General features: G+C 71.7%; 17 protein-coding genes and 1 pseudogene. 11 read left to right on the top strand and 7 right to left on the bottom strand.

What is annotated here, in order from left to right; genetic code table 11:
* The first annotated feature begins 44 nt into the window (after positions 1-44).
* From ACLQ29_RS24155 to ACLQ29_RS24135, 5 genes are all read left to right on the top strand, one after another.
* Positions 45-4,445: an SDR family NAD(P)-dependent oxidoreductase gene (locus ACLQ29_RS24155; RefSeq protein ID WP_425773748.1), complete on the top strand. Its 4,401-nt coding sequence runs from the start codon at positions 45-47 to the stop codon at positions 4,443-4,445.
* Positions 4,438-5,676, top strand: a complete 1,239-nt coding sequence (locus ACLQ29_RS24150) for a MupA/Atu3671 family FMN-dependent luciferase-like monooxygenase (protein WP_425773747.1) — start codon at positions 4,438-4,440, stop codon at positions 5,674-5,676. Before ACLQ29_RS24155 ends, ACLQ29_RS24150 begins: the two co-directional genes overlap by 8 nt.
* Positions 5,673-9,734: an amino acid adenylation domain-containing protein gene (locus ACLQ29_RS24145; protein ID WP_425773746.1), complete on the top strand. Its 4,062-nt coding sequence runs from the start codon at positions 5,673-5,675 to the stop codon at positions 9,732-9,734. Before ACLQ29_RS24150 ends, ACLQ29_RS24145 begins: the two co-directional genes overlap by 4 nt.
* Positions 9,734-12,874 carry a non-ribosomal peptide synthetase gene (locus ACLQ29_RS24140; protein WP_425773745.1) on the top strand — a complete coding sequence of 1,047 codons (3,141 nt, stop codon included), beginning with the start codon at positions 9,734-9,736 and terminating at the stop codon, positions 12,872-12,874. The genes ACLQ29_RS24145 and ACLQ29_RS24140 overlap by 1 nt, the downstream gene beginning before the upstream one ends.
* An 82-nt stretch (positions 12,875-12,956) precedes the next feature.
* The gene (locus ACLQ29_RS24135; RefSeq protein WP_425773744.1) at positions 12,957-14,465 is read left to right on the top strand and encodes a hypothetical protein; all 1,509 of its coding nucleotides are present in this window, start codon (positions 12,957-12,959) and stop codon (positions 14,463-14,465) included.
* On the opposite strand, the gene ACLQ29_RS24130 is transcribed toward ACLQ29_RS24135, so the two are convergent.
* Together ACLQ29_RS24130 and ACLQ29_RS24125 are read right to left on the bottom strand one after the other, a co-directional pair.
* Positions 14,452-15,471, bottom strand: coding sequence for an NAD-dependent epimerase/dehydratase family protein (locus tag ACLQ29_RS24130; protein ID WP_425773743.1), 1,020 nt, complete (start codon positions 15,469-15,471; stop codon positions 14,452-14,454). The genes ACLQ29_RS24135 and ACLQ29_RS24130 overlap by 14 nt on opposite strands.
* A gap of 50 nt (positions 15,472-15,521) precedes the next feature.
* Positions 15,522-15,941, bottom strand: a complete 420-nt coding sequence (locus tag ACLQ29_RS24125) for a DoxX family protein (protein ID WP_425773742.1) — start codon at positions 15,939-15,941, stop codon at positions 15,522-15,524.
* A 69-nt stretch (positions 15,942-16,010) separates the two neighbouring features.
* Here ACLQ29_RS24125 and ACLQ29_RS24120 point away from each other — a divergent pair, with 69 nt between their 5' ends.
* A complete protein-coding gene (locus ACLQ29_RS24120) occupies positions 16,011-16,859 on the top strand; it encodes a sigma-70 family RNA polymerase sigma factor (protein ID WP_425773741.1) in 849 nt (282 codons plus the stop codon).
* A gap of 152 nt (positions 16,860-17,011) precedes the next feature.
* Here the strand turns inward: ACLQ29_RS24120 and ACLQ29_RS24115 are convergent, their stop codons facing one another.
* Together ACLQ29_RS24115 and ACLQ29_RS24110 are read right to left on the bottom strand one after the other, a co-directional pair.
* A complete protein-coding gene (locus tag ACLQ29_RS24115; protein WP_425773740.1) occupies positions 17,012-17,272 on the bottom strand; it encodes a superoxide dismutase in 261 nt (86 codons plus the stop codon).
* 6 nt (positions 17,273-17,278) lie between these two features.
* On the bottom strand, positions 17,279-17,893 hold the full coding sequence (locus tag ACLQ29_RS24110; protein WP_124818209.1) for a superoxide dismutase: 615 nt from the start codon (positions 17,891-17,893) through the stop codon (positions 17,279-17,281).
* A 29-nt stretch (positions 17,894-17,922) separates the two neighbouring features.
* On the opposite strand from ACLQ29_RS24110, the pseudogene ACLQ29_RS24105 reads away from it, so the two are divergent.
* Positions 17,923-18,327: pseudogene (locus tag ACLQ29_RS24105) on the top strand (5-methyltetrahydropteroyltriglutamate--homocysteine S-methyltransferase); the annotation flags it as partial.
* 114 nt (positions 18,328-18,441) lie between these two features.
* Here ACLQ29_RS24105 and ACLQ29_RS24100 read toward each other — a convergent pair.
* Entirely contained in the window at positions 18,442-19,341 is a 900-nt protein-coding gene (locus ACLQ29_RS24100; protein WP_425773739.1) for an ABC transporter substrate-binding protein, read from the bottom strand.
* Between the two features lie 190 nt (positions 19,342-19,531).
* Between ACLQ29_RS24100 and ACLQ29_RS24095 the strand changes: the two genes are divergently transcribed.
* Both ACLQ29_RS24095 and ACLQ29_RS24090 read left to right on the top strand, forming a co-directional pair.
* Positions 19,532-20,659: a hypothetical protein gene (locus ACLQ29_RS24095; protein ID WP_425773738.1), complete on the top strand. Its 1,128-nt coding sequence runs from the start codon at positions 19,532-19,534 to the stop codon at positions 20,657-20,659.
* A gap of 220 nt (positions 20,660-20,879) precedes the next feature.
* Positions 20,880-21,179, top strand: a complete 300-nt coding sequence (locus ACLQ29_RS24090) for a hypothetical protein (RefSeq protein WP_425773737.1) — start codon at positions 20,880-20,882, stop codon at positions 21,177-21,179.
* 92 nt (positions 21,180-21,271) lie between these two features.
* Here ACLQ29_RS24090 and ACLQ29_RS24085 read toward each other — a convergent pair whose 3' ends face one another.
* Positions 21,272-21,571 carry a hypothetical protein gene (locus tag ACLQ29_RS24085; protein ID WP_425773736.1) on the bottom strand — a complete coding sequence of 100 codons (300 nt, stop codon included), beginning with the start codon at positions 21,569-21,571 and terminating at the stop codon, positions 21,272-21,274.
* 172 nt (positions 21,572-21,743) lie between these two features.
* Between ACLQ29_RS24085 and ACLQ29_RS24080 the strand changes: the two genes are divergently transcribed.
* Positions 21,744-22,460 (top strand): VOC family protein, encoded by a 717-nt coding sequence (locus ACLQ29_RS24080; protein WP_425773735.1) that lies wholly within the window; start codon positions 21,744-21,746, stop codon positions 22,458-22,460.
* Positions 22,461-22,489: 29 nt separating this feature from the next.
* On the opposite strand, the gene ACLQ29_RS24075 is transcribed toward ACLQ29_RS24080, so the two are convergent.
* Positions 22,490-22,897: a nitroreductase family deazaflavin-dependent oxidoreductase gene (locus tag ACLQ29_RS24075; RefSeq protein WP_425773734.1), complete on the bottom strand. Its 408-nt coding sequence runs from the start codon at positions 22,895-22,897 to the stop codon at positions 22,490-22,492.
* 550 nt (positions 22,898-23,447) lie between these two features.
* On the opposite strand from ACLQ29_RS24075, the gene ACLQ29_RS24070 reads away from it, so the two are divergent.
* Positions 23,448-25,523, top strand: a complete 2,076-nt coding sequence (locus ACLQ29_RS24070) for an ATP-binding protein (protein ID WP_425773733.1) — start codon at positions 23,448-23,450, stop codon at positions 25,521-25,523.
* Positions 25,524-25,616: the final 93 nt, after the last annotated feature.

The raw sequence follows: 25,616 nt of genomic DNA, 5'->3' as shown, positions 1-25,616 counted from the left end.
AAATGTGAATACAGCGGGGCGAACCAGATCCCGGGGAGGACGGCATGGCTGACAACGGTGACGACGGGCTCGGCATTGCGATCGTCGGGATGGCCGGTCGCCTGCCGGGCGCCGAGACCCTCGACGCGTTCTGGGCCGCCCTGGTGGCCGGCGAGGAGGGGCTCACCCGGTGGACCCCGGACCAGCTCGCCGACGCCGGTGTGCCGGCCGAGACCCGTGACGATCCCGCGTACGTGCCGGTGGTCGGCGCCCTGCGACGGCCCGCACGGTTCGACGCCGAGTTCTTCGGTTACACCCCGGCCGAGGCCGAGCTGACCGACCCGGAACAGCGGATGCTGCTGGAAACCGCGTGGCACGCGCTGGAAGATGCCGGGTACGCCCCGCAGCAGCTCACCGGCCGGGTCGGGGTCTTCGCCAGCGGCAGCACGAGCGGGTACCGGTCGCAGCGCATCGACGCCGACCCGGAACGCCGTCGCACCACACTTCCGGTGCAGGCAGCCGTCAGCACCGACCTCGACATGCTCGCGCTGCGCGTGGCGTACAAACTCGACCTGCGCGGCCCGGCCGTGACCGTGCAGACCGCCTGCTCCTCATCGCTGGTGGCGGTGCACCTGGCAGCGCAGAGCCTGCTGCTGCGCGAGTGCGACGTCGCGCTGGCCGGCGGCGCCGCCGTGCGGCTGCTCGACGCCCAGGGCTACCACTACGACGAGGGTGGCATCCTGTCGCCGGACGGGCACTGCCGGCCGTTCGACGCGGCCGCCGCGGGCACGGTCGTCGGCGACGGGACCGCGGTGGTCGCCCTGAAGCGGCTCGACGACGCCCAGCGCGACGGCGACCACGTGTACGCCGTGATCCGCGGCTCGGCGGTCAACAACGACGGCGCCGAGAAGGCCGGGTTCACCGCGCCGTCGCCGCGCGGCCAGGCCGAGGTGATCGCGGAGGCGCTGGCGGTGGCCGGGGTCGACCCGGCGACCGTGCGGTACGTCGAGGCGCACGGCACCGGGACTCCGCTCGGTGACCCGATCGAGGTGCGGGCGCTGACCGAGGTGTTCGGGCCGGTGGCCGCGCCGGGGAGCTGCCTGCTCGGCTCGGTGAAGGGCAACGTCGGCCACCTCGACACGGCCGCCGGGGTGGTCGGCCTGATCAAGGCGGCCCTGGCCATCGCGCACCGGTACCTCCCGCCGACGCTGCACTACCGGAGCGCCAATCCGGCGACCGGCCTGGACGGCAGCCCGTTCCGGGTCAGCGCGACAGGTGAGCCGTGGCCGCGAACGCCCGATCCCGCCCGGGCCGGGGTCAGCTCGTTCGGTATCGGCGGCACGAACGTCCACGTCGTTCTTGAGGCGCCGCCGGCGTCGGCCGCCCGTGGGCTGCCGGAGCAGACCCGCCAGGTCCTTCCGGTGTCGGCTCGGACGCCGGCCGCGCTCGACGCCGCCTGTGCCCGGCTCGCCGACCGGCTGGCCGCGGACTCCGGGCTGCGCCTCCCGGACGTCGCGTACACGTTGCAGAGCGGCCGTGCCGAATTCCCGTTCCGGCGGGCCGTGACCGGCACGGACGCCGCCGACGTGATCGCGGCCCTGCGCGCCTCGCGCACCGCGACACGGTCCGAGCCGGCCGCCGCCGTCTTCCTCCTCCCCGGCCAGGGCAGCCAGTATCCGGGCGCGGGCGCACGGCTCCACGACAGCGAGCCGGAGTTTCGGGCCGCCTTCGACGAGTGCGCCAAGGGGTTCGGCAGCCGGCTCGGGATCGACCTGCACGCGGTGGCCTTCGCCGACGACGACACAGCGGCCGAGCGGCTGCGGCAGACCGTGCACACCCAGCCGGTCCTGTTCAGCCTCGACTACGCGGTGGCGCGCACGCTGCTGGCCGCCGGGATCCAGCCCGCCGCCCTGCTCGGGCACAGCCTGGGCGAGTTGGTCGCCGCGTGCCTGGCCGGCGTGTTCACCCTGGACGACGCGATCACCGTGGTGGCCGCGCGGGCACGGCTGCTGAACCAGGTGGCGCCGGGCCGGATGCTGACCGTGGCCGCGCCCGCCGAGACCGTCGAGAAGCTGCTCGACGGCGACGGAAACGCCGTGGTCGCCGCCGTCAACAGTCCGCGTTCCTGCGTGGTCGCGGGTACGCCGGACGAGATCGCCGAGGCCGAGCGGCGGCTCACCGAGCACGGTCTGCGGCCGAAGGCGCTGGCCACCTCGCACGCCTTTCACACCGCGCTCGTCGAGCCGGCCCTGCCGGAGTTCGGCGACGTCCTTCGGGGCATCCCGCTGACCGCGCCGAGGATCCCGTTCGTGTCCAACGTGACCGGCACGTGGATCACCGACGAGCAGGCCACCGACCCGCAGTACTGGGTCGGGCACGTCCGCCGACCGGTCCGGTTCTCCGACGGCGTGCGCGCGGTGTTGGGTCGCGGGGTGCTTGTGGAAGCCGGGCCGGGCAGCGCGCTGACCACCCTGGCCGGGGCGCACGGCAGCGACGACGCGCCGGTCGCCGCGGTGGCTCTGCTGCGGCACCGCCAGGGTGTGCCCACCGACGAGGTCACGTCCTTCCGCGACGGCGTCGCCGAGCTGTGGAGCCGCGGGGTGCCGGTGGACTGGGCGGCGTGGCACGGGACGGCCGGGCGTCGGGTCTCGCTGCCGGGCTATCCGTTCGAGGGCGACGACCACCTGCTGCCGCGCCCGGGTGAGCAGAACCCGACGGGCCGTCTCGACCCGGCCCACTGGACGAGCGTGCCGGTGTGGCGGCGGGTACCACCGGCGGCGCCCGCGCCGACCGGCCCGCGCAGCTGGTTCATCCTGCCCGACCATGCCGGTGTGGCCGCGAGTCTCGTGCCGTTGCTGGAAGCCCGCGGCGACACCGTGCGGATCGCCGACGACGGCCTGCCCGCCGGCCGGATCGATCACGTCGTGGACGCCCGCGGCATCGGCGGCGACCCGGGCCTGCCGGCACTGTTCGACATTGCCCGCTCACTCGGCGCTTCCGGAGACAGCCGGCCGGTCCGGATCGACGTGCTGACCGACGAGCTGCACGACGTGGACGGCACGGGCGCGCACGGGCCGCAACGGGCGACGGTGCTCGGCGCGGCCCGGGTGCTGGCCCAGGAGTTCGACGCCATCCGTACCCGGTGCGTCGACGTCCGCCGGTCCGACACCGGCCTGGCCGAGCACCTGGTGGCCGAACTGAGCGCCGACAGCCCCGACGAGGTGGTCGCGCTGCGCGGCGGCCGGCGCTGGCTTCCGGCGTACGCGGGAATCGATCTCGGACCGGCGCCGGCCGAGCAGGTCTGGAACCGCGACGCCACCTATCTGGTGACCGGCGCCACGCACGAACCCGGGTTGTCCTTCGCCGAGGACATGATCGGCCAGGGCGCGCGGGTCATGCTGGCCGGGCCGCCCGGCTTCCCGGCGCTTGACGAATGGGCCACGACCGAGCTGCCGGCGCAGACCCGGGACCGGCTCGTCCGGTTGGCCGAGTCCGGCCGGATCGGCTTCGTCGCGGCCGACCTGGCCAGTCGGGAAGGCGTGCGGCGGGTGGTGGACGCGGCCCGCGAACACCTCGGCGCCGTCGACGGGGTCGTGCACGCGGTGGACGTGCGCGGTTCCGGGCTGATCGCCCTGAAGACCGCCGAGCAGATCGACACAGTGCTGAACGCCCGGGTGCGCTCGACCCTGCTGCTCGACGAACTGCTCCCGGGCGACCTGGACTTCTTCCTCACCGTTTCCAGTACGACCGGACTGGTCGGTGGGATCGGCCAGGCGGAGAACGCCGCGGTGGCCACGTTCCTCGACGCGTTCGCGGACGCGCGGGCCGCGAGTGGCCGGCCGGTGACCACGATCGCGTGGGCGCAGTGGGCCTTCGACGACTGGCACGAACAGCAGGCCGGCACTCCGGCGATGCGCGACGGTTTCGCCAGGCACCGGCGCGAGGCCGGCGTACGGGCGCAGGAGGGCGTGGCCGCCGCCCGGGCGGTACTGGCCGCTGGGCTTCCGCGCGCCGTGGTGTCCGCGGTGGATCTGCGGTCGGTGCTGGCCGGCGGGGCCGCCCTCGACGCGCACGCGGTCGCCGAGTCGTTGCGCGGCCCGGCCACCGCGGCTTCCTCCTCCTGGGATCCGGCCGACACCTGGCCCGACGACGAGGTGGCGCAGAGCGTCGCCCGGGTGTGGCACGACGTCCTCGGCCGCGACGGCTTCGCCGCGGACGACGACTTCTTCGAGCTCGGCGGAAACTCGCTGTTCGCCATCCAGATCATCGCCCGGCTCCGGGAACTGCACGGGGACCTGCCGATGAACGTCATCTTCGAGGCCGCGACGGTGCCCGGGGTGGCCGCCGCGATCCGGCAGCAGCAGGCCGCGGGCCTCGGCCTCGACGAGTTCGAGGCGCTGCTGCGCGAGGTGGAAGGGCTGTCCACCGAGGAGACCGCCGACCGGCTGGGGGAAAATCATGTCTGACGTCGACACGACTCGGGCGCTGCGGGAGCGGGTGGCGTCGCTGTCCGAACCCCAGCGCCGGCTGCTGGAACGCAGGTTGCAGGAGCGACGCAGCGCACTGCCGTGGTTCGCCCGGCCCGACGAGGGATCGCCGGGCACCCGGGCCGGCCGGGACCGCCGCACCCGGCGGCCGACCAGCCGGATGGACTTCAGCCTGTTCTTCTTCTCCAGCGACGGCTCGATCGAGGGCCCGGGCAAATACCGGATGCTGCTGGACTGCGCGCGGTACGCCGACCAGCACGGCTTCGCCGGGATCTGGGTGCCGGAGCGGCACTTCGTCGACTTCGGCGGCCTGTTCCCGAACCCGGCGCTGCTGGCGGCGGCGATCGCGACGGTGACCGAGCGGCTGTCGATCCGGGCGGGCAGCGTGGTCGTGCCGCTGCACCATCCGGTCCGGATCGCCGAGGACTGGTCGGTGGTGGACAACCTCTCGGGCGGCCGGGTGTCGATCTCCTGCGCCTCCGGCTGGCATCCGGACGACTTCGTGCTCGCCCCGGATCCGAGCCCGGACCGCTACCAGCAGCGCCGGACCGAGATGTTCGAGCGGATCACGCTGGTGCAGCGGCTGTGGCGCGGCGAATCGGTGCCGTTGCAGCGGCCGGACGGCGAGACCATCCAGGTCCGGTCGATGCCGCGCCCGTTGCAGCCGGAGCTGCCGATCTGGATTTCCGCATCGGGCAACATCGACACGTTCGTCCAGGCCGGCCGGGCCGGCGCGAACGTGCTGACCGGGCTGGTCGCCCAGCAACTGCCAGACCTGGGCCGCAAGATCGCCGCCTACCAGGAGGCCAGGCGGGACAACGGCCACGGTCCCGGGCGGGTCGGCGCGATGGCGCACACGTTCGTCGGCACGTCCGACGACGAGGTCCGCGAGCTGGTCCGCCGCCCGCTGATCGACTACCTCACCGACTTTCTGGCCCAACAGGACAGCTTCGGCAGCGTGTTCTCGCAGCTGAACACCGAGGAGCGGGAGGCCATGCTGAGCGCGATGTTCGATCGCTACTACGACACGATCGCGCTGCTGGGCACGCCCGACAAGTGCGAGACGCTGATCGAGGACCTGGTCGACATCGGGGTGCACGAGGTGGCCTGCCTCGTCGACTTCGGCGTCGAGCAGGCCCGGGTGCTGGACAGCCTGCGGCACCTCACCGACCTCAAGGACCGTTACCGCGGCGAGCAGGACGCCGCATGACCGACATCGCCGACCGGCTGGCAAAGCTCACCCCGCAGCAGCGGGCGCTGCTCGACAGGCGGCTGCGGGAACGGGGCGGCGCCGCGCCGTCCGAGCAGCCGATCGCCCCGCGCGGCCACGGCCGGCCCAGTCCGCTCACCGTGGACCAGGAGCGGATCTGGCTGATTCACCAGTTCGACAGTGACGACCCGGCGTACAACGTCTTCTTCGCCTGGCGCCTGCGCGGTGACCTGCGGCTGGACGCGCTGCGCTGGGCCCTCGGCGCGCTCGTCGCCCGACACGAGGCGCTGCGGACCACGTTCCGGCTCGACGGTCTGCGGCCGGTGCAGGTGGTGCACGACGAGCTGGCGTACGAATACCGCGAGTTCGACCTGACGGACGAGCCTGCCGAGGCCCGGGAACAACGGATGTGGGAGCTCGGCGCCGGCGAGGTGCGCCGGCCGTTCGACATCGTCGCCGGGCCGCTGGTGCGCATCTCGGTGCTCCGGCTGGCCGCGGACCACACCGTCATGATCGCCACGATCGACCACCTGGTGTGGGACCGGCGGTCGCTCGGCGTCTTCGGCGCCGAGGTCGCCGAGTTCTACAACGCGAAGCTGGCCGGCCGGGAGCCCGAGCTGGGCGCCCTGCCGGTCCAGTACGCCGACTACGCCGAGTGGCAGCCGCGCTGGGTGGACGAGCGGATCAAGGCGCGTGAGGTGCCGTACTGGCGGGAACGGCTCGGCGGGGCGTCGATGGTGCTGGAGTTACCGGCCGACCGGCCCCGGCCGCCGGTGCAGACGTTCAACGGCGCCCGCTACGAGTTCCACCTGCCGGTCGCGCTCACCGAGGCGATCCGGGAGTTGGCCCGCCGCGAGGGCACGACCGTGTACGTCGTCGTGCTGGCGGCGTGGCAGTTGCTGCTGCACCGGCTCACCGGGCAGCAGGACATCATCGTCGGCACCACCTCGTCGACCCGCAGCCGGTCCGAGCTGGAGGCGCTGATCGGCTATTTCCTGACCATGCTGCCGCTGCGTACGGTCATCCGTCCGGAGATGACGTTCCGGGAGCTGCTGCACTCGGTGCGGCGCACCGTGGTGGACGCGTTCGACCACAAGGACATCCCGTTCGGGACGCTGCTCGACGAGCTGGACGTCGACCGGGATCCGAGCCGCAACCCGGTCTACCAGACGTCGTTCATGTTCGTCGACTTCCACGAGGACCCGGTGCCGTTGTCCGGGCTGCGGCTGGAAGCGCTGATCTTCGACAACCACACGGCCAAGGACGAGTGCATGCTCTGCGTCTTCGACGACGCGGTGCTGGCCGACCACCTGTTCGGGCTGTTCGAGTACAACACCGACCTGTTCGACACCGAGACGATCGCGCGGTTGGCCCGCTATCTGCGCCGGCTGCTGGAGCAGGGGGTGACCGACGCCGGCCGGCCGGTCGGCCGCCTGTCGCTTGCCGACGACGCCGAGCTCGCCACGATGCTGACGGCATGGAACAGCACGGCCGTCCCCCGGGAGGCCGGGCTCACCCTGGACGGGCTGATCCGGCGGCAGGCCGCGGCGAGCCCGGCGGCGGTCGCGGTGTCGTCCGGCGACGAGCGGATCACGTACGCCGAACTCGTCGAGCGGGCCGGCGCCCTGGCGACGTATCTGCGCGGGCGCGGCGCCGGGCCGGAGCGCGTGGTCGGCGTCTGCCTGGAGCGGTCCGTCGACCTGGTGGTGGGTCTGCTCGGCGTGCTGATGTCCGGCGCGGCCTATCTCCCCCTGGATCCCGGCCATCCGCCGCAGCGGCTCGCCACCATGTGCGCCGACGCGGGCGCGATGGCGCTGCTGACCGAGGCGGAGCTGCGCCCGGTGCTCGCGGAGTGTGCCGGCGAGGTGGTCTGCCTGGATCTCGACCGGGACGCGATCGCCGCCTGCGGGCCGCTCGGGGCCGGTCCGGCGCGGTCCGACGAGCGGCTCGCGTACGTCATCTACACGTCCGGATCGACCGGGCGGCCGAAGGGCGTCGAGGTCACCCACCGCAACCTGGTGAACCTGGTGCTGGGCATGGCCGACGAGATCGAGCTGACCGCCAGTGACGTCCTGGCCGCGGTCACCTCCGTCTCGTTCGACATCGCCGGCCTGGAGCTGTACACACCGCTGGCGCGTGGCGCCGAGGTCGTGGTCGTGCCTCGCGCGGTCGGCCAGGACGGTGCCGCCCTGCGCGACCTGCTCACCGACCGCGGCGCCACCGTCGTGCAGGCGACCCCGGCCACCTGGCACCTGCTGACCGGGTCGGGCTGGCGCAACACCGGCGCGCTGCGGGTGCTGGTCGGCGGTGAGGCGTTGCCGCCGGTGCTGGCCGGGGTCCTCGCCGACGGTCCCGCTCCGGTGTGGAACGTGTACGGCCCGACCGAGACGACGATCTGGTCCACCTGCTGGCCGGTCGAGCCGGGCGCGGGTCAGATCTCCATCGGCCGCCCGATCGCGAACACCGAGGTGTACGTCCTGGACGAGCACCTGGAACCGGTGAGTGCCGGGCTGCCCGGTGAGCTGTACATCGGCGGCGCCGGGGTGGCCCGCGGCTACCACGACCGGCCCGGGCTCACCGCCGGACGGTTCGTGCCCGACCACCTCAGCGGTCGCCCCGGCGCCCGGCTGTACCGCACCGGCGACCAGGTCCGCTACCGCCCGGACGGCACCCTGCTCTTCCTCGGCCGCGACGACGGCCAGGTGAAACTACGCGGCTACCGGATCGAGCTGGGCGAGATCGAAACCCGGCTGGCCGAGCATCCGGAGGTGGCCCGCGCGGTCGCCATGGTGCGCGAGGACCGGCCCGGCGACCGCCGCCTGGTCGCCTATGTCCAGCCGAGCGGCGAGGCGTTCCGGCCCGAGGACCTGCGCGAGCATCTGCGCGCGTTCGTGCCCGACTACATGGTGCCCGCCGCCCTGGTCGCGATGTCCGACTTCCCGCTGACCACCAGCGGCAAGATCGACCGCCGGGCGCTGCCGCCACCGCCTGCCGAACGACAGGGCGCCGGGTTCGTCGCGCCCCGCGATCCGGTGGAACTCGCCGTGGCCGCGATCTGGGAGGACGTGCTCGGCACCCGCCCGGTCGGCCTGCACGACCGGTTCTTCGACCTGGGCGGCCACTCGCTGCTGGTGCTGAAGCTGATGACCGAGATCGAAAGCAGGTTCGGCCGGCAGTTGCCGATGGCGGCGATCTTCCAGGGCGCGACCGTGGAACGGTTCGCCCACCTGCTGCGCGACGGCTACGCGCCGGAGCAGGAGGCGCACCTGGTGGAGATCCGGTACGGGACCGCCGGGCGGCCGATCTTCTTCGCGCACCCGGCCGGCAGCGAGGTGGTCTGCTACATGCCGTTCGCCCGGCTGACCGAGCCGCTGCACCGCCCCATGTACGCGATCGCACCCCCACCGCTTGTCGACGGCGAGTTGCCGTACGCGACGTTCGAGCAGCGGGCCGCCGCGTACGTCGAGCTGATCCGCCGACAGCAGCCGGCCGGCCCGTACACGGTCGCCGGGTGGTGCTACGGCGGCGTGAACGCGTTCGCCATCGCCGCCGAGCTGGAGAGCCAGGGCGAGCAGGTCGAGCTGACGTTGTTCGACTCGCACCCGCCGGTCTACGTCACCGCGGATGAGGAGCCCGACCGGTCGGACATCGTGGCCGCCCTCGCGCAGAACCTGCAGTGGGACTACGGCGACGGTCTGCTCGGCCTCGACCAACTGCGCGAGATGACCGACGACGAGCACCTGGACTACCTGCTCGACATCGCGCGCAAGGGCGACTACCTGCCACCGGACGCCGGCCGCGACCGGATGGCGCTGGTGCTCGACCTGTGGGTCGCGAACCTGCATCTGGTGTGGAAGTACCGGCCGCGGCCGCTGGCCACGCCGTACACGCTGGTGCTGGCCCGCGACGAGGACCCGGCGCTGTACGCCCGCTGGAACGAGCTGGCCGGCGGCGGGCTCACCGTCCGGACGGTCGACGGCAACCACTACACGATGATGCGCGAGCCGCTGGTGGCCGCGGTCGCAGCCGTACTCAACGAGCCGAGGGAGGACGCCTGATGAGCGTCGAGATCCTGCCCGCGTCCGCGGCACAGCAGCGGCTGTGGTTCATGGCGGAGATGCGGCCGGGCGACCCGTTCTACAACGTGCCGTTCGAGTTGCGGTTCGACGGCCCGCTCGACCCGGCGGCGCTGCGCCGCGCGCTGACCGAGCTGGCCCGGCGGCAACCCGCGCTGCGGACCGGGCTGCGCGCCGTCGACGGCCACGTCGAGCAGGTCGTCGCGGCGCCCGGGCCGGTGGAGGTGGCGACCGGGCAGGACGACGACGTAGCCGCCTTCCTCGACCGGGGCTTCGACCTCGCCGCCGGGCCGCTCGCCCGGTTCCTGCTGGTCCGGGTGTCCGAGACGGAGCACCGGCTGGCCGGCTGCGTGCATCACATCGTCTTCGACGGCGTCTCGCTGGACCTCTTCCGCACCGAGCTGATCAGCCTGTACGCGACGTACGCCGCGGGCGCCGAGCCGGCACCCCGGGAGCCCGCCGACTACGCCGGCTACTCTCGTCGCCGTGCGGCGGCGGCCGGTGACGGCGCGGCGACGTTCTGGACCAAACACCTGACCGGCGCTCCGGAGGTGATGGACCTGCCGCTGGACCGCTCCCGCCCGGCGGTGACGCGGCACCGGATGGCGTACCTGAGCCGGACGATCGCCCCGGCCGTGGCCGACCGGCTCGCCGGTGTGGCCCGACGGTTCCGGGCGAGCGAGTACATGCTCACCAAGGCGGCCTGCGACGTGCTGCTCCGCCAGCACGGCGTCACCGACGTGGTGACCGCGCTCGCGCTCGCCGGCCGCGACGATCCGGCGACGGCCGATCTGATCGGCTATCTCGCCCGGCCGGTCGTGGTGCGCACCGAGTTCGGCGACGACCCGTCGTTCGGCGACCTGCTGGGCCGCGTGCGGGGCAGCCTGCTGGACGCGATGGAGCAGCCGGACCTGCCGTTCGAGACGGTGCTGGGGGCGCTCGGCGTCGCACACGACCCCAGCTACTACCCGTTCTACCAGGTCATGTTCGGTTACGAGGAGGTGCCCGCGCCGGCCAACGCGGGTGAGCTGACCGTCCGCGTGTCCTATCCGCTGCTCCCGACGGCCAAGGTGGAGCTGGACTTCGCGCTCACCCGTACGGAGCAGGGTCTGCGGTTCCGGATCGGCTACCGCGAGGACCTGTTCGACGCGGTGACCGTGCAGCGCATGCTGGAGCGGCTGGAGACGATCCTCGGCCGGATCGTCGAGGATCCGGCGCAGCCGGTCTCCGACCTGATCGCGGCCACCGACGCGGACGTCCGGCTCGTTCTGCACGACTGGAACGACACCGCGGGTGAGGTGCCCGACCTGCTCATCCACCAGTTGCTCGAACGCCAGGCGGCGGCCACCCCGGATGCCGTCGCGGCCCGCTCCGGGGACCGGCGGTGGAGCTACCGCGAGCTCGACGCCGCCGCGAACCGCGCCGGTCACCTGCTGCTGGATCTCGGCGTCGTCCCCGAGGCCCGGGTCGGCGTGTGCCTGCCCCGCTCGCTGGAGATGCTCGCCGTCATGCTCGGCATCTTCAAGGCCGGTGGCGTGTGGGTGCCGCTCGACCCGGCACTCCCGCAGCGACGGCTGGACCAGATCGTCGCGGATGCCGGCCTGGCCGTGATCGTCGCGGCACCACGGTACGCCGAGCGGGTGGCCGGGTATCCCGCCCGACACGTCGAGCTGACCGAGGACGATCCGCGGCTGCTCACCGGCCCGGACGGCCCGGTCGACTCACCGGTCCGGCCGGCCAACGCCGCGTACATCCTGTTCACCTCCGGCTCGACCGGCGGCCCCAAGGGCGTGGTGCTGGAGCACCGCAACCTGATCAACATCATCACCTGGGCGCACCGTGAGCTGGGCCCGGAGACCTTCACCTCGGTGCCGCTGATCAGCTCGATGACCTTCGACGTGTGCATGTGGGAGATCTTCACCGCGCTGGCCGGCGGTGGCACGGTGGTGATCGCCGAGGACGCGCTCGCGCTGCCCCGTACCCCGGGCACCGACACGCTGTCGCTTGTCACAGCGGTGCCGTCGATCTGGAGCGAGCTGCTGAAGATGGGTGGCCCGCCCGGCTCCCCGCCCACCGTCGTCTCCAACGGCGAGGTGCTGGCCCCGTCGGTGCTGCGAGGGCTCGCCGAACTGCCCGGCGTCGAGCGGATCTACAACATGTACGCCCCGACCGAGACCACCACGTTCTCACTGTTCACCATCGTGCGTCCGGGGGAAGCGATCCCGATCGGGCGGCCGATGCTCAACACCAAGGCGTACATCCTGGATCCGCGCAAGCGGCCGGTGCCGCCGGGGGTGGTCGGCGAGCTGCACCTCGGCGGCGCCGGGGTCACCCGCGGCTACCTGAACCGGCCGGCACTCACCGCCGAACGGTTCATCCCCGACCCGTTCTCCACCACCGGCGGCGAGCGGCTGTACGCCACCGGCGACCTCGTCCGGTACGCCTCGGACGGGCGCATCCTCTACGTCGGCCGGGTCGACCACCAGGTCAAACTGCGCGGAGCGCGGATCGAGCTGGGCGAGGTCGAGGCGATCATCCTCACCCATCCGGCGGTCGGCGAGGCCTGCGCGATGGTGCGCCGCGCGGCGTCCGGCGACGAACTGGTGGCGGCGGCCGCACCCCGACCGGGAGCCGCGGTGAGCGATGCCGAGGTGCGCGGTTTCCTGGCCGACCGGCTGCCCGCGTACATGGTGCCCGCGGTGCTGCGGGTGACCGACAGCCTGCCGCTGCTGCCGAGCGGCAAGCTGGACCGCAAGGCGGTGCTGGCCCTGCTCGCGGCCGCTTCCGCCGACCGGCCCAAGGAGGCCACCGTCGGCGAGGCCGAGGAGCGGGTGGCCGCCTGCTGGGCGGAGGTGCTCGGCGGCGTGGCCGGCGCGACCGACAACTTCTTCGACGCGGGCGGCAACTCGCTGCTGATCATCCGGCTGCGGGAGGCCCTGCGCGCCGCGTTCGGTCGTGACGTCCACGTCATCGACCTGTTCCGGCATCCGACCATCCGTGCCATGGCGACGTTCCTCACCGGTGCGGCCGCGCCCGAGTCCGTGTCCACCGGCAGCGAGCGCGGCTCGGCGCGCCGGACCGCCCAGCTCTCCGCCGCCCGCCGGTCGCGGACCACCACCTGATCCCGTCTCGTTCCGTCTTCGGCTCACGGTCGTCGATGCACTCGACGATTTCCGTACGCCGTTCGCTCCCGGGGGAAACCGCATGCCGACAACCAGGACCGTCCCGCCCGACCTCGCCGACATCCGGGCGCGCACGCTCGCCGGGCTACGCGACGCACTGTCCGCCGAGGACGTGGCGGGCGCCGAGAACTGCGCGCAGCGGCTGTACGCGGCGCTGCCGGTCCGGGAGCGGCCCGGCGACAACGTCGTCCTCGTCGCGTACGGCGGCGGCAAGGACAGCACGTACACGCTGGCGTTCGTCCGGATGGTGCAGCTGCTGTTGCACGACCGGTACGGCAGCACGTTCCGGCTGCGCTCGGCCACCAACCGACAGGCGGGCATGCCGCAGGCGGTGATGGACAACATCGACCGGGCGTACCAGGCGCTGGGTTTCGCGGAGGACCCGGACTGCACCGCGATCATGATCGAGGACGACGAGGTGCGTCCGTTTGGCCGCGACGAGCCGGCGTCGCCCCGGGTGCTCGCCCGCAACCGCCTGGACATGCTGATGACCGGGCACCGGACGATGGCCGAGGGCCGGCCCACGTTCTGCAACTCGTGCAACCTCAGCATGGTCAACTCGTTCGGCATCGCGACCGCGTACGACGGCGGGGTCGATCTCGTCATCACCGGTGACTCACCTGCCGAACAGCGGTCCTACTACCTCTGGGTGAACCGGCTGGCGCGTAACCACGGCCGGCAGCCGCGCCAGCCGGGTGACGCCGGTTTCGGCAGCTTCCTGCGCTCCGCCGACGCGATCGCCGGTGTGTACTTCACCGAGATCTTCGGCGCCGACGCGAAAGACGAGGTGGCCGCCCGGGGCGTGGCCTCGGACGTGCCGAAGGAACTGCGGTTCTTCTCCATCTTCGAGGACACCGGATACTCGTCGTTGCACCACTGGCCGCTGCTGACCGGCTTCCTCGGCTTCGCGTTCGACGAGCTGGCGTTCAGCTTCACCGAGTCCGACTGCGCCAACCCGACGCTGATGGCGCACCTGCGCGGGCTCAAGTGCGAGCGGCTGTACGGCCGGGACTACGGCGAGGGCCTCGACGAGTACGTCGCCTTCGCCACCCGGCTGATGCACACAAAGGAGTTCCCCGACTGGCTTGTCGACCGGGTGCGGCAGCGGTACGACGGCCCGGACGCGGCCGTGCGGATGCGGGAGCGGGCCAACGGCTTCGCCGCCGAGGCGTACGGGCTCGGCGAGGAGCAGCTGATCTGCATGGTCTACTCCCCCTTCGCGGGCAAGGGCGAGCGGCTCGGCGACTATCTGACCCGGGAGCGACCGCATCTGCTGGACCGCCTGGACGAGATCCACGATTTCCTCGCCGGCGGCCCCGATTCGGACGTCGCCGCCGAGCTGAGCGCGGCCAGCGGCCTGGAGCCGCGTCAGTTGCGCACCCTCTACGGTGGCGCGACGCTGCTGGGCGTGAGCGAGGGCCGAGGCAACATCCTGCAGGCGATGCTCGACGGCGACCCGCACAAGGAAGTGATCATGACGCGCCGCTCCCCCGACGGCCCACTGGAACCCGAGCTGCTCAGCGGCCGCTAGGTGTTCTACCCATGGACGTTGCCGACAGGGCTGAGATCAGCTCCCGTTCCCGTTGCGGGCTCAGGCCAGCGCCCCGCTCCCGGTCCAACCCCTGGTCGCGTTCCCAGGCCAGCATGTCCGCGACCAGGTCCGCGCGGGAGCGGTGGCGCAGCCCGGCCCGGATCGCGGCCGAACCGTCCCGGGTGGACCAGCCCTCCCAACCGGGCTCGACGAGCCACATGGCCAGCGAGTCGGCGCCGGCCCACTGCGCGACCTTCTGCTCGAGCAGCGCGGCCACCGGCACCCGCCGGACCGGGCCGTCGTGGCCGCCCGTGGTCCGGCACAGCTCCACCCATTCACCGAACGGGACGGTCGGGCCGACCGCGTTGAACGTGCCGGTCAGGCCGTCCTCGGCCGCGGTCACCAGCCACACCGCCAGATCGCGGACGTCGATCACCTGGGTGGGCACGTCCGGGGTGTCGGGCACCAGCATCGGCTCACGCGGGGCGCGCGCCGCCCGGGCGACCCAGTAGCCGGTGCGGCCACTGCCGTCGCCGGGACCGCCGATCAGCCCCGGCCGCACGATCAGCAGCCGGTCGCCGCACGCGGCCGTGGACGCCTGCTCGCACGCGACCTTGGCCGGGCCGTACTGCTCGCCGTCGGCCTCGTCCCCGGTCAGCGGCTCGGCCACGCGGGCGGACTCGTCGGCGCCGGGCACGTCGGTGTCCGCGTACGCGTTCACCGAGGACACGTACGACCAGTGGCGGGCCTTCCCGGCCAGCGCGTCGAGTGCCGCCCGCACCATGCCGGGCTGCCACGAGACCTCCAGCACCGCGTCCCAATCCCGATCGGCTACCTGCGCGTACGCGTCCGGCCCGAGCCGGTCGGCGCGCACCAGCTCGGCACCGTCGGCCACCGGACCGCTGTCACCACGGGCCAGACAGGTGACGCGGTGCCCGCGGTCGAGTGCCTGCCGCGCGATCTCACGTCCCAGCCATGCCGTTCCACCGAGAATCAGCAAGTCCATGCCGGCTATCACATCACGGCCTACCGCGGATCTCCGGCCCGCAGCACCGATCAGGCGGCCGTCCACCCGAACTGCGGCACGGCGGCCACGGCGAGGACGAGGAACACGGCGGGGAACGCGATGGTGTGGAACACCCGTGCCCGGACGTGAGCCAGGAGCGCGCCGACGAAGAACAGGACGAGACCGACGGCCGCGGCCAGCCCGATGAGACGCACGCCCAGGAGGCCGAGCACCAGCCCCACAACGCCGGCTCCCTCGAGCAACGCGAGGTACGGGATCCACCGCGTGGACAGCCCGACCTCGGCGCAGTTGCGCAGCACGAAATCCGCCCTGATCGCCTTCGCCACCACCTCGAAGCCGTTGGCGAGGGCGCAGAGCATCGTCGCACCGAGCAGTACGCCTTCGAGTACGGCGATCATGACGCGCGTCGACGTGGTCGAGGGATCGGTAAGCTCATCAGTGCCTCCCATGTGCGCAGGGTCGTCAGGTTCTGGTTTCCCGCCCTCCTGACGCCCGGCACGCGGGAAAGGTGACCAGACGTGGAACTGATCGAACACTTCGAGGCGTCGCGGGCACGACTGATGTCGTTGGCCTATCGCATCGTCGGCTCGCACCACGACGCCGAGGACGCGGTGCAGGCCACCTGGGTGCGCGCGCGTTCAGCCGACCCCGCGCAACTGGCGAACCTCGACGGCTGGCTCACCACGGTGACCGCACGCCTGTGCCTGGACCAGCTCCGCGCCCGCCACCGCAGGGGAGAGCTCCCGCTCCGGGCCGACGACATCCCCGGCGCACACCTCGCGACCGACGAGGAGTTCATCCGTCGTGAGAACATCTCCCGCGCGCTGCTCGTCGTCCTCGGCGAACTCTCTCCCCCGCAGCGGGTGGCCTACGTGCTCCACGACCTGTTCGGTGTCCCGTTCGACCAGGTCGCGTTGGTGCTCGACACGACGACGGTCGCGGCGAAGAAACTCGCGAGTCGGGCGCGGATCCGACTCCGGACGGCCGGTCCGGTCGACCCACCGCGGCCCGCCCGCCAGCTCGAGGTCATCGACGCCTTCCTCGACGCCGCGCGTGGTGGCGACATCGCGCGGCTCGTCACGCTCCTGGCACCCGACGTCGTCCGCACGGCCGACCTCGGATTCCTCGCCAACGGTGCCGAGCCCGTCGTCCGAGGCGCGCGGGCGGTCGCGGAGGAGACAAGGGCATTCGTGGACCGCATCGCCGCCGCCGTCCCAGTCCTCGTCGACGGCCGCCCCGGCGCGGTCATCGCTCCCGGCGGGCACCCGTTCGCGCTGATCCGGATCCGCGTCCACGACGGACTCGTCACGAGCATCACCATCGCACCCTACGAGCGCCGCGTCGTGTCCCTCCCCGCTGCCGGCTGACGGCCCGCCGGCCCAACTGGCCCGCTGGAGCGACCGGATCGTCGACCGTGCCGGCGCGGCGAGGGCATGCACCCGACCCTCGACTCCTCGGGTTGAGCAGTGGACGCTGCGGCATCCGCTGGGTCCCACCACGTGTGGGACCCAGCGGACCGTCAGCCGGGCGGTGACTGGGCGGTCTCGGCCAGAAGGAGGGACAGCTCCCGGACCAGGTCGTCCATCGTCTGCCCGCTCTGCGCCTTGACCAGGCCGAGCGCGAGGTCGGCGAGCAGGTAGAAGCCGAGGGTACGGGCCTGCTCGGAGCTGAACGCCGACATCAGCGCCTCGGCGCCGTCGAGGTCACCGCGGTGTTTGGCCGCGATGACCCCGGCGGCGCGTTGCACGATCTCGGCGGCCTCGGGGGTGTAGCCGCTCACGCCGGATCAGATCTTCGGGGTCGCGGCGCGGGCGGCGTCGAAACGGGCGGTGACGTCGGTCCAGTTGACCAGGTTCCACAACCGGTCCACGTAGTCCGGGCGCACGTTGCGGTACTGCAGGTAGTAAGCGTGCTCCCAGGCGTCGAACACCAGCACCGGGGTCGAACCCTGCCCGACGTTGCCGTGGTGGTCGTAGACCTGCTCCACGATCAACCGTTGGCTCAGCGGCTCCCACGCCAGGACACCCCACCCGGAGCCCTGCACACCCTTCGTAGCCGCGGACAACTGGCCGGCGAAGCCGTCGAAGGAGCCGAAGTGCTCGTCGATCGCCGCGGCCAGCTCACCGTCGGGACGGTCACCGCCGTCCGGGGACAGGTTGTTCCAGAAGATCGAGTGCAGCACGTGCCCGGACAGGTTGAACGCAAACGTCTTCTCCAACCCGACGAGCGTCGCGTAGTCGCCCTTGTCCCGAGCCTCGGCGAGCCGGTCGAGGCCGTCGTTGGCGCCCTTGACGTACGCGGCGTGGTGCTTGTCGTGGTGCAACTCCAGGATCTCCCCGGACATCGCGGGCTCGAGTGCCCCGTAGTCGTAGGGCAGGTCGGGCAGGTTGTACACGGCCATCAGGTACGTCCTCTCACTGCTGCCTTATTATGGCTGTTGCCATTATCTTGCAACAAGAGCCCGCATGTCGGCTGCCCACCACCACCATCGGGTCGTTTCCACAGACGCGGGAACTGCGCCAGGCCGGGGCGGCGCACCGGGCCGGCCAACTCGACGACGCCGGCTACGCCGAGCGGATGTGCGCCGAGGTCGCGCACGTCGTCGCGCTGCAGGAACGGCTCGGGCTGGACGTGCTGGTGCACGGCGAGCCGGAACGCAACGACATGGTGCAGTATTTCGGCGAACAGTTGGCCGGATTCGCCGCCACGGTCAATGGCTGGGTGCAGTCGTACGGCTCTCGCTGCGTCCGCCCACCCATCATCTACGGCGACGTCACCCGGACCGGCCCGATGACTGTCGCCTGGTCCACCTACGCGCAGTCGCTGACGAACCAGCCGGTCAAGGGCTCACCTGAGCGGCGGTGGGGCGGCGGTGCGCCGCCGCCCCACCGTGGCTCCTGGCCACGCGCTGCCGCCGATGTCCGTCCCGACTGCTCAGGCGCGGAGGTGTCACCCCACGTCGAGGGGAACCCGCCGAGCGCGGGAGTCGGGACGGCCGGCAAGGATGGCGGCGAGGATCTCCGCGCCGTCGACGACCCTCGGGCCGGGGCGGTTGAAGTAGGCAGGCCCGTCGACCACCCACACCTGCCCCTGACGCACCGCGGGCAGGTCCGCCCACCCGGGTTGCGCCGTCGCCACCGGCAACTCGTCGACGGTGCGCTCGGGCGTGAACCCGCACGGCCCGAACACCACCACCTCGGGAGCCAGGTCGGCGACCACCGACCACAGGTGCGGGGTGCTGTGCGCGCCCGGCCCGAGCAGCAGAGAGCGCCCACCCGCATAGGCGATCTGCTCCGGCACCCAGTGTCCGCCGGGCATCAACGGGTCGAGCCACTCGACGAACAACACCGTCGGCGCGCCGGTCACGGATCCGGGCAACGCGGCGAGGCGACGTCCGGCGTCGGCTCGGATCTCCGCCGCCCGGCCCTCGGCGCCGGTCAGCGCGGCCACGGCATCGACGGTGTCCAGGATCCCGTCGATGGTCCGCGCCTCCAGGGACACCACAGTGGTGTCGAGATCGATCAGACGAACGGCGTCGTTGACCCGCTCGTACGAGACCGCACACACGTCACACAGATCCTGGGTCAGGATCAGATCCGGCTTCAGGTCCTCCAGCATGGCGACATCGAGCTGGTACAGCGATGATCCCCGGTGCGCGTCACCAGCGATCGCCGCCGAGATCTCCCGGCTGGTCAGGGCCTCCGGCAGGGACGTCGCAGTCACCGCCGGGACCTCGGCCAGGGCCCCCGGCGGCCAGTCACACTCATGGGTACGCCCGACCAGGTGCCCGGTCAGGCCAAGCATGGCCACGATGTCCGTCGCCGCCGGCAGTAACGAAAGGATCCGCACGCTCTGTGCCTACCAGGCACAACCGGGCACGTCCACTCCCGCACAGGTGCCGGCCGGCCATCCGTTCACGCTGCGGCACCCGGTTCGCGTACTCCGCGCGGCGCGGTTCCTTCTCCTGAATCCGCTACAACGGTCAGGGTGAGCTCTTAGGCTGTCTGGGCGGCGCGCCCGCTACCGGTGAGGAGCACCGATGACCCACCGCGAACAGCAACACCCGGAGATCGTTGTCGGGCTGGTGGCGATCCCACCGGACCACCCCGCCCGGGTGGCCGAGCGGCTCACCGCCGAGCTGGCCCGCGGTCTCGCCGAACGGGTTGACGCGGACGTGCGGTGGACTGTGCGGCAAGGCTGGGGAGAGGTTTCGCCGCGCCGCGACAGCGGCGTCGAGGCGCTGCTCGACGATCTTGCCCGACGCCGTTCCGATGACCAGTGGGATGTCGCGATCTGCCTGACCGACCTGCCACTGCATACCGAACGGGTGCCGCTGGTCGCGCAGACCAGCGCCAGGCGTCGAGTCGCGGTGGTGTCCCTACCCGCGCTGGGGTTGCACCAGCTGCGAGCCGCCCGCATGGCCATCCCGGATCTGGTGAGCAGGCTGCTGACCGAGACCTCCGACAAGCGGGTGCAGCCGGCCGACGGGACGCCGGCCGAGATGCCACGGCGGATTCCCGCCGTCCACCGAGTGGTCAGCGAGGCCGACGCCGGCGAGCGGCGCTACGTCGCCTCCCGCCTGATCGGCCGGGCGCGGCTGTTGACCGGCATGGTCCGCGCCAACCGCCCCGGGCGTGCCCTGCTGGGCCTGTCCAAGCTGCTGGTCGGCGCGTTCGGCACCGCCGCGTTCGCGCTCACCACGGACACCATCTGGCAGATGGGCGACGCGCTCGGCGGACTCCGGCTCGCCGTGATCATGGTGCTCGGGCTGGCCGCGTTGGTGGCCTGGCTGATCGTCGCGCACAACCTGTGGGAGAAGCCAGACCACGACACACCGACCGAGCTGGCACGGCTGTTCAACCTGGGTACGGTCCTCACCCTCACTCTGGCCACGGCAGTGTCCTACGTCGTGCTGTTCGTGGGAACGGCGCTCGTCGCGGCACTGCTGATCGACACCTCCGTGCTGGAACAGATCCTGCAGCGGTCGGTCGACGTCACCGACTATCTGACGCTGGCCTGGATCACCAGTTCGCTGGCCACCGTCGGCGGCGCGATCGGCTCCGGGCTGGAAAACGAGGAGACGGTCCGGGCTGCCGCGTACGGCTACCATCCCCAACCCGATGGCTGGCGGGACGAGAAGGGCGGGCAGCCGCACAGCGGCAGGTAGGCGGGCGCCGGTGGGGCTCAGCCCAGGTGATTAGTAGCGCCCGGCGGCGATGGCGCCAACGGCGATGAGCAGGTCCGCGCCGGCGATGAAGGCCGTCCGCACGGCGGCGGACGGCACCCGGACGGCCCGGTCAGCGGTGGATAGGCTCGTTCCATCCTGCCGCGCACGGGTTGCGCCTCCCTCCCCGCCCGGCACGCGGGATGCCCACGGAAGGAGCGCGATGACGGAACGAGAGCTCCCCGCGCTGACCCGCGCCGAGCAGGAACTCGTCGACCGCTACCTGCGCATCATCGACCTGGTGGCCCGGCTCAACCCGGCTCGGGACAGCGGTCACTTCGACGCACGGGGTTGCGTCCTTGCCGCGCAGGCGCTGGCGTCGGAGGCCAGGGCGATCGGCGTGGCGGCGGAGACCATGCTCGAACGTGGCGAGGACGAGCTGCACGCCGCGACGCTGGCCCGGGCGATGCGCGCCCTGGACGGCGAGCGCCGCATCGCGCGGCTGCGGCTGCCCAAGAGCTGAACGTCGCGCATCCGGAGTTGCCGCCCTCCGGGCGACTCTGAGACGTGCGCCCGGCCGCACCACGCCGGAGCACCCGGGCAGCACGTGCCCGATCACGCGTCCGACTCGTACGGCAGGGGCGTGAGCCCGTCCTCGCCTTGCCACCAGCGCGAGTCCTTGCCGTAGTAGATGGTACGAGCCCAGTCGTCAGGCGGTTCGTGGAAGATCAGGTTCTTGTCGCCGATGTGGTCGAGGTGTCCCCACGCCTGGTTCACCCGGCCCACCGCCTCGTCCCGAGTGATCGGGAAGCGCACCAGCATCTCGTGCAGGATCTGCTCGACGAGATCTCGCGCCTTGTCGGACATGCGCAGTCGCAGCTCCACGGCGTACCCCCTCGCTTCAGCGCACCGCATGCCTGTCCATCATGCCCAACCGCGCCGCGGACCGACCGACCCGAGGACGTCGTCAGCCGGCGGCTCGGCCGGGCATCGTCGCGTTCTGAGTCATCGGCCGATCGGATGGCCGATGGCGATGGACGGCTATTTCCATGTGCGACGGACACCCTGGGACGCCTAGGAAGGAGGCATGACCAACGAACGGACCGTTCCCCTGCTGCCGTGCGCATCAATTGACGACATCGAAACCTTCTACGGAGTTCTCGGCTTCCACACCACCTACAAGCAACGCAAGCCCAACGCGTGCGTGGGGGTGCAGCGGGAAGACCTGCATCTGCAGTTCTTCGAGATCCCCGGATTCGACCCGGAGCAGTCCTACGGCTCCTGCCTCGTGATCACCGCGGACATCGAGGGACTACATCGGGCATTCGCAGCCGGCATGCGCGCCGCGTACGGCAAGGTACTGGTGTCCGGCACGCCGCGGATGACCCGGCCCAGGGCGCGGAAGAACGCCGACGGGCTGGGCGGATTCAGCGTCATCGACCCGGGCGGCAACTGGATCCGCGTCTTTCGGGACGCCGCCGCGCCCATGCCGGCCGCCACGCCCGCCGGGCGACTGGCCAAGGCCCTGGCGAATGCTGTCGTGCAGGCCGACTCCAGGGGAAGCGTCGGACAGGCCGTACGGATCCTCGACAGCGCGTTGGCCCGCCCACGAGCCGACGACGATCCGGTCGAGCAGGTGGAGGTCCTCGTCTACCGCGCCGAACTCGCGATGGTGTTGCACGATCCACAGACCGCCGCCGAGATGCTGACCCGCGCCCGGTCCGTCACGCTCACGGAAGACGAATCCGCGAGGGCGGCATCCGCGTACGGCAACGCCGCCGAACTCGCGGCGGCACTGCGGTGACTCACCCTACGACCCGGTGCCGTCTCCGCCTACGGCGCCGGTTCCAGTACGACGACGGGGATCTCGCGGGTGGTCTTCCGCTCGTAGTCGGCGAAGCCTGGATACGCGGCCTTCTGCGCGCTCCAGATCCGTTCCCGCTCGTCCCCGGTGGCGACTCTGGCGACCAACTCGACCTTGTCCATGCCGATCTCCGCTTGGGCATTCGGGTGAGCCAGCAGGTTGTGGTACCAGTCAGGGTTTGTGGGCGCACCGCCCTTGGACGCGAACACGGCGTAGCCGCCGTCCACCTCCTGGTACATCATCGGGTGCACGCGGGGCTGGCCGCTCTTGGCGCCCACACTGTGCAACAGCAACAGCGGCGCGCCGGCGAACTGACCGCCGACCTGGCCACCGTTGGCGCGGAACTCAGCGATGATCTTGTCGTTCCAGTCGCTCACGTCTTCTCCCTGCCTCCGCATACGGGCTCCGTCGACACGATTCTGACAGCCTCGACCGGGGCGCGACACTGTCAGCACCCACAAACGAGCCGGCGGCTACAATGCGTAGCGCTCGGTTCGCGGCAGGTGTGGATGTCGAAGGCCGCGATGTCCGGCTTCCGTTCGGGCCTAAGGGCCGACCGGCTCCCATTCTCGGCCCTCAAAATCGAAGAGACGCAAGGCCAAGACGACATCGGCGAATAAGTAGCCTTGAATTGAGTCGAGGCCGTTCCGGCCACCTCGGGCTCGGTCAGGATCTGGCGGGCCAGCGATACCCCGCGTGATCAGTCCCTGGACCTCATGATCGGGCCGCTCTACTGGCGTGTCGTCGTCCGAGGCGTTGACCTGGATCCCGCCAGGATCGAGCGGCTGACAGACGGACTCCTCGCGGCCATGACCACCATCCGCATGCCGGGCGGTACCCCTGGCTCGGAGCGCGACAGCTGAGCGCCGACTGTCTGGGAGAGTTGTGCACGAAACACTGCCGACGAGCCACCGGGAGTAGCGCACGATGCGGTCAGAGCTGGTTTCCCCTTCCTCCGGTGGCGGTCTGGCAGGCCGACTCGAAGCCGCCCGTGAGCGCGCCTTCGTGGGCCGCGAACAGGAGCGGGCTGCCTTTCATGACGCCCTGTCCGGTGGCTCGGCGGTCGCTGTTCTCTGGGTCCACGGGCCGGGTGGCATCGGCAAGTCGACGCTGACGCGCCTGTGGGTGCAGGAGGCGCTGCGGGCGGGGCGGGCGGTGGTCGAGGTCGACGGGCGCTTCGTCGGGCGGTCGCCGCAGGAGTTCGAGCAGACGGCGGCCGCGGTGCTGGAAGACGGCTCCGCCGTGCTCGTCGTCGACTCCTTCGGCAAGTGCCAGTGGATCGAGGGGTGGTTGCGCGAGCGTTTCCTCCCCCGCCTCGCCGACGGTGCCCTCGTGGTGCTCAGCGGTCGTACACGGCCCGAGGTCGAGTGGTCGATGGACCCTGGCTGGTCGGAGATCCTGAGGGTGATCGAGCTGTCCCCCATGACCCCCGGGCAGACAGGTGCGCTGCTCGCGGCTCGTGGTGTCCGGGCAGCGGATGTGCCCGCCGTTGCTGGATTCGCCGGCGGCAACCCGCTCGCGCTGTCGCTCGCCGCAGCCGTCTTACAGCACCCTGTCCGGGAGACCCAGGACTGGACACCGACTGGCGAGGTACTCGCGACCCTGATGACACGGCTGATCGGCGACGTCCCCTCGGCCATCCACCAGCGGGCGCTGGAGATAGCCGCGCAGGCTTACTCGACGACCGAGGAACTGCTGTTCGCGGCCCTGCCGGGCGAGGACGCGCGGGCGTTGTTCGACTGGCTGCGCGGGCTGCCGTTCATGGAGTCCTCGCCGCAGGGGCTCTTTCCGCACGACGCCGCACGGGCGACGCTCGCCGCCGATCTGCGCTGGCGGTCGCCGCAGGCGTACGACGCTATCCGGATGCGGCTGCTGGAGGCGTACCTTCGCCAGGCGCGCGAAGCCCCGGCCAGCCAGATGCTCGAGGCGATGGGCCGTGCGTTCTACCTGTACCGCGACGTGCGGCTTGTGGGCGCGATGTACTCGTGGGCGCGCCAGGGTCGGGTGTACGAGGACGACATGGCGCCGGAGCACCTCCCGCGCGTGCTCGAACTGTGTCGTGCGGCCGAGGGCGAGGAGTCAGCAGAGCTGGTCTCCTACTGGTACGCCAAGCAGCCGCAGGCCTTCCACGTCTTCCGGGAGGCCCGCAGCAGCGAGGTTCTGGCCTTCTCGGCGCACCTCGTGCTCCCCGTGCCAGCCGATTCCGAGGATCTCGCCACCGACCCGGTGGTCGCGGCGGCCTGGGGATACAGCAACGACATCAGCCCGGCGGGGCCTGGCGAGCACATCTCCATCACGCGCTTCGCGGTCTATCCACCCGCGTACGAGCAACCGTCGCCGGTGCTTGAGCTGAACCACTGGCGAGCGCTGGTCGAGGCCTATCGGGCGACCGGGAGGGCGCACGACTTCGATGTCTACCAGGACATGGAGGCCTGGGCGGCTCGGTTCGGCAGTGCCATGGCGGACTCGGGTCGATCCGCGCGAGTCGGCGATGCGACCTACGGGCTGTTCGTCAGCGACTGGCGGCTGGAGTCGTTCGAGGAGTGGTTCCACGCCGTGGTCGGCGGCGACGTCCCGGTCAGTGTCGGTGAGCTGGACACCGCGGTGCCGATCCCGCCGCGGTGTTCCGACCAGCGGGGCGACGCCGAGCTGGAGCGCGAGGAGTTCGACGAGTACGTCCGCCTCGCTCTGCAGACCTGGCGTCACCCCGAGGGTTTCGCGTCGAACCCCCTGCTGCGCCGGAGCTTCCTGACGTCGGCCGGCGATGACACGGTCGTCGTTCTGCGGGCCATGGTGCAGGATGCGGCCGACGCGATGCGTACGGACCTGGCCGGTGTGAAGGCCCACGCGGCGCTGGCGGCGACCTACTTCTCCGGCGCCCCGACCCAGGAGGCGGCGGCGCGACGCCTCGGCCTACCCTTCGGCACCTACCGCCGGCACCTGCGAGCGGCTGTCGCCCGGGTGAGCGACGTGCTGTGGGAAGCCGAAGTCGCGTCCACGTGAATCAGCGGCGGCCATCCGACTTTGTGGAGTCGGCACAGGGCCCGGGTACGAGCCCGTCCTGAACGGCAGGCCCCTGGTGGGCGGCGGTGGCCG

This window comes from Micromonospora sp. DT228, from assembly GCF_049841595.1.
Taxonomy (GTDB): Bacteria; Actinomycetota; Actinomycetes; order Mycobacteriales; family Micromonosporaceae; genus Micromonospora.
This window is presented reverse-complemented; position numbering and strand designations above follow the sequence as displayed.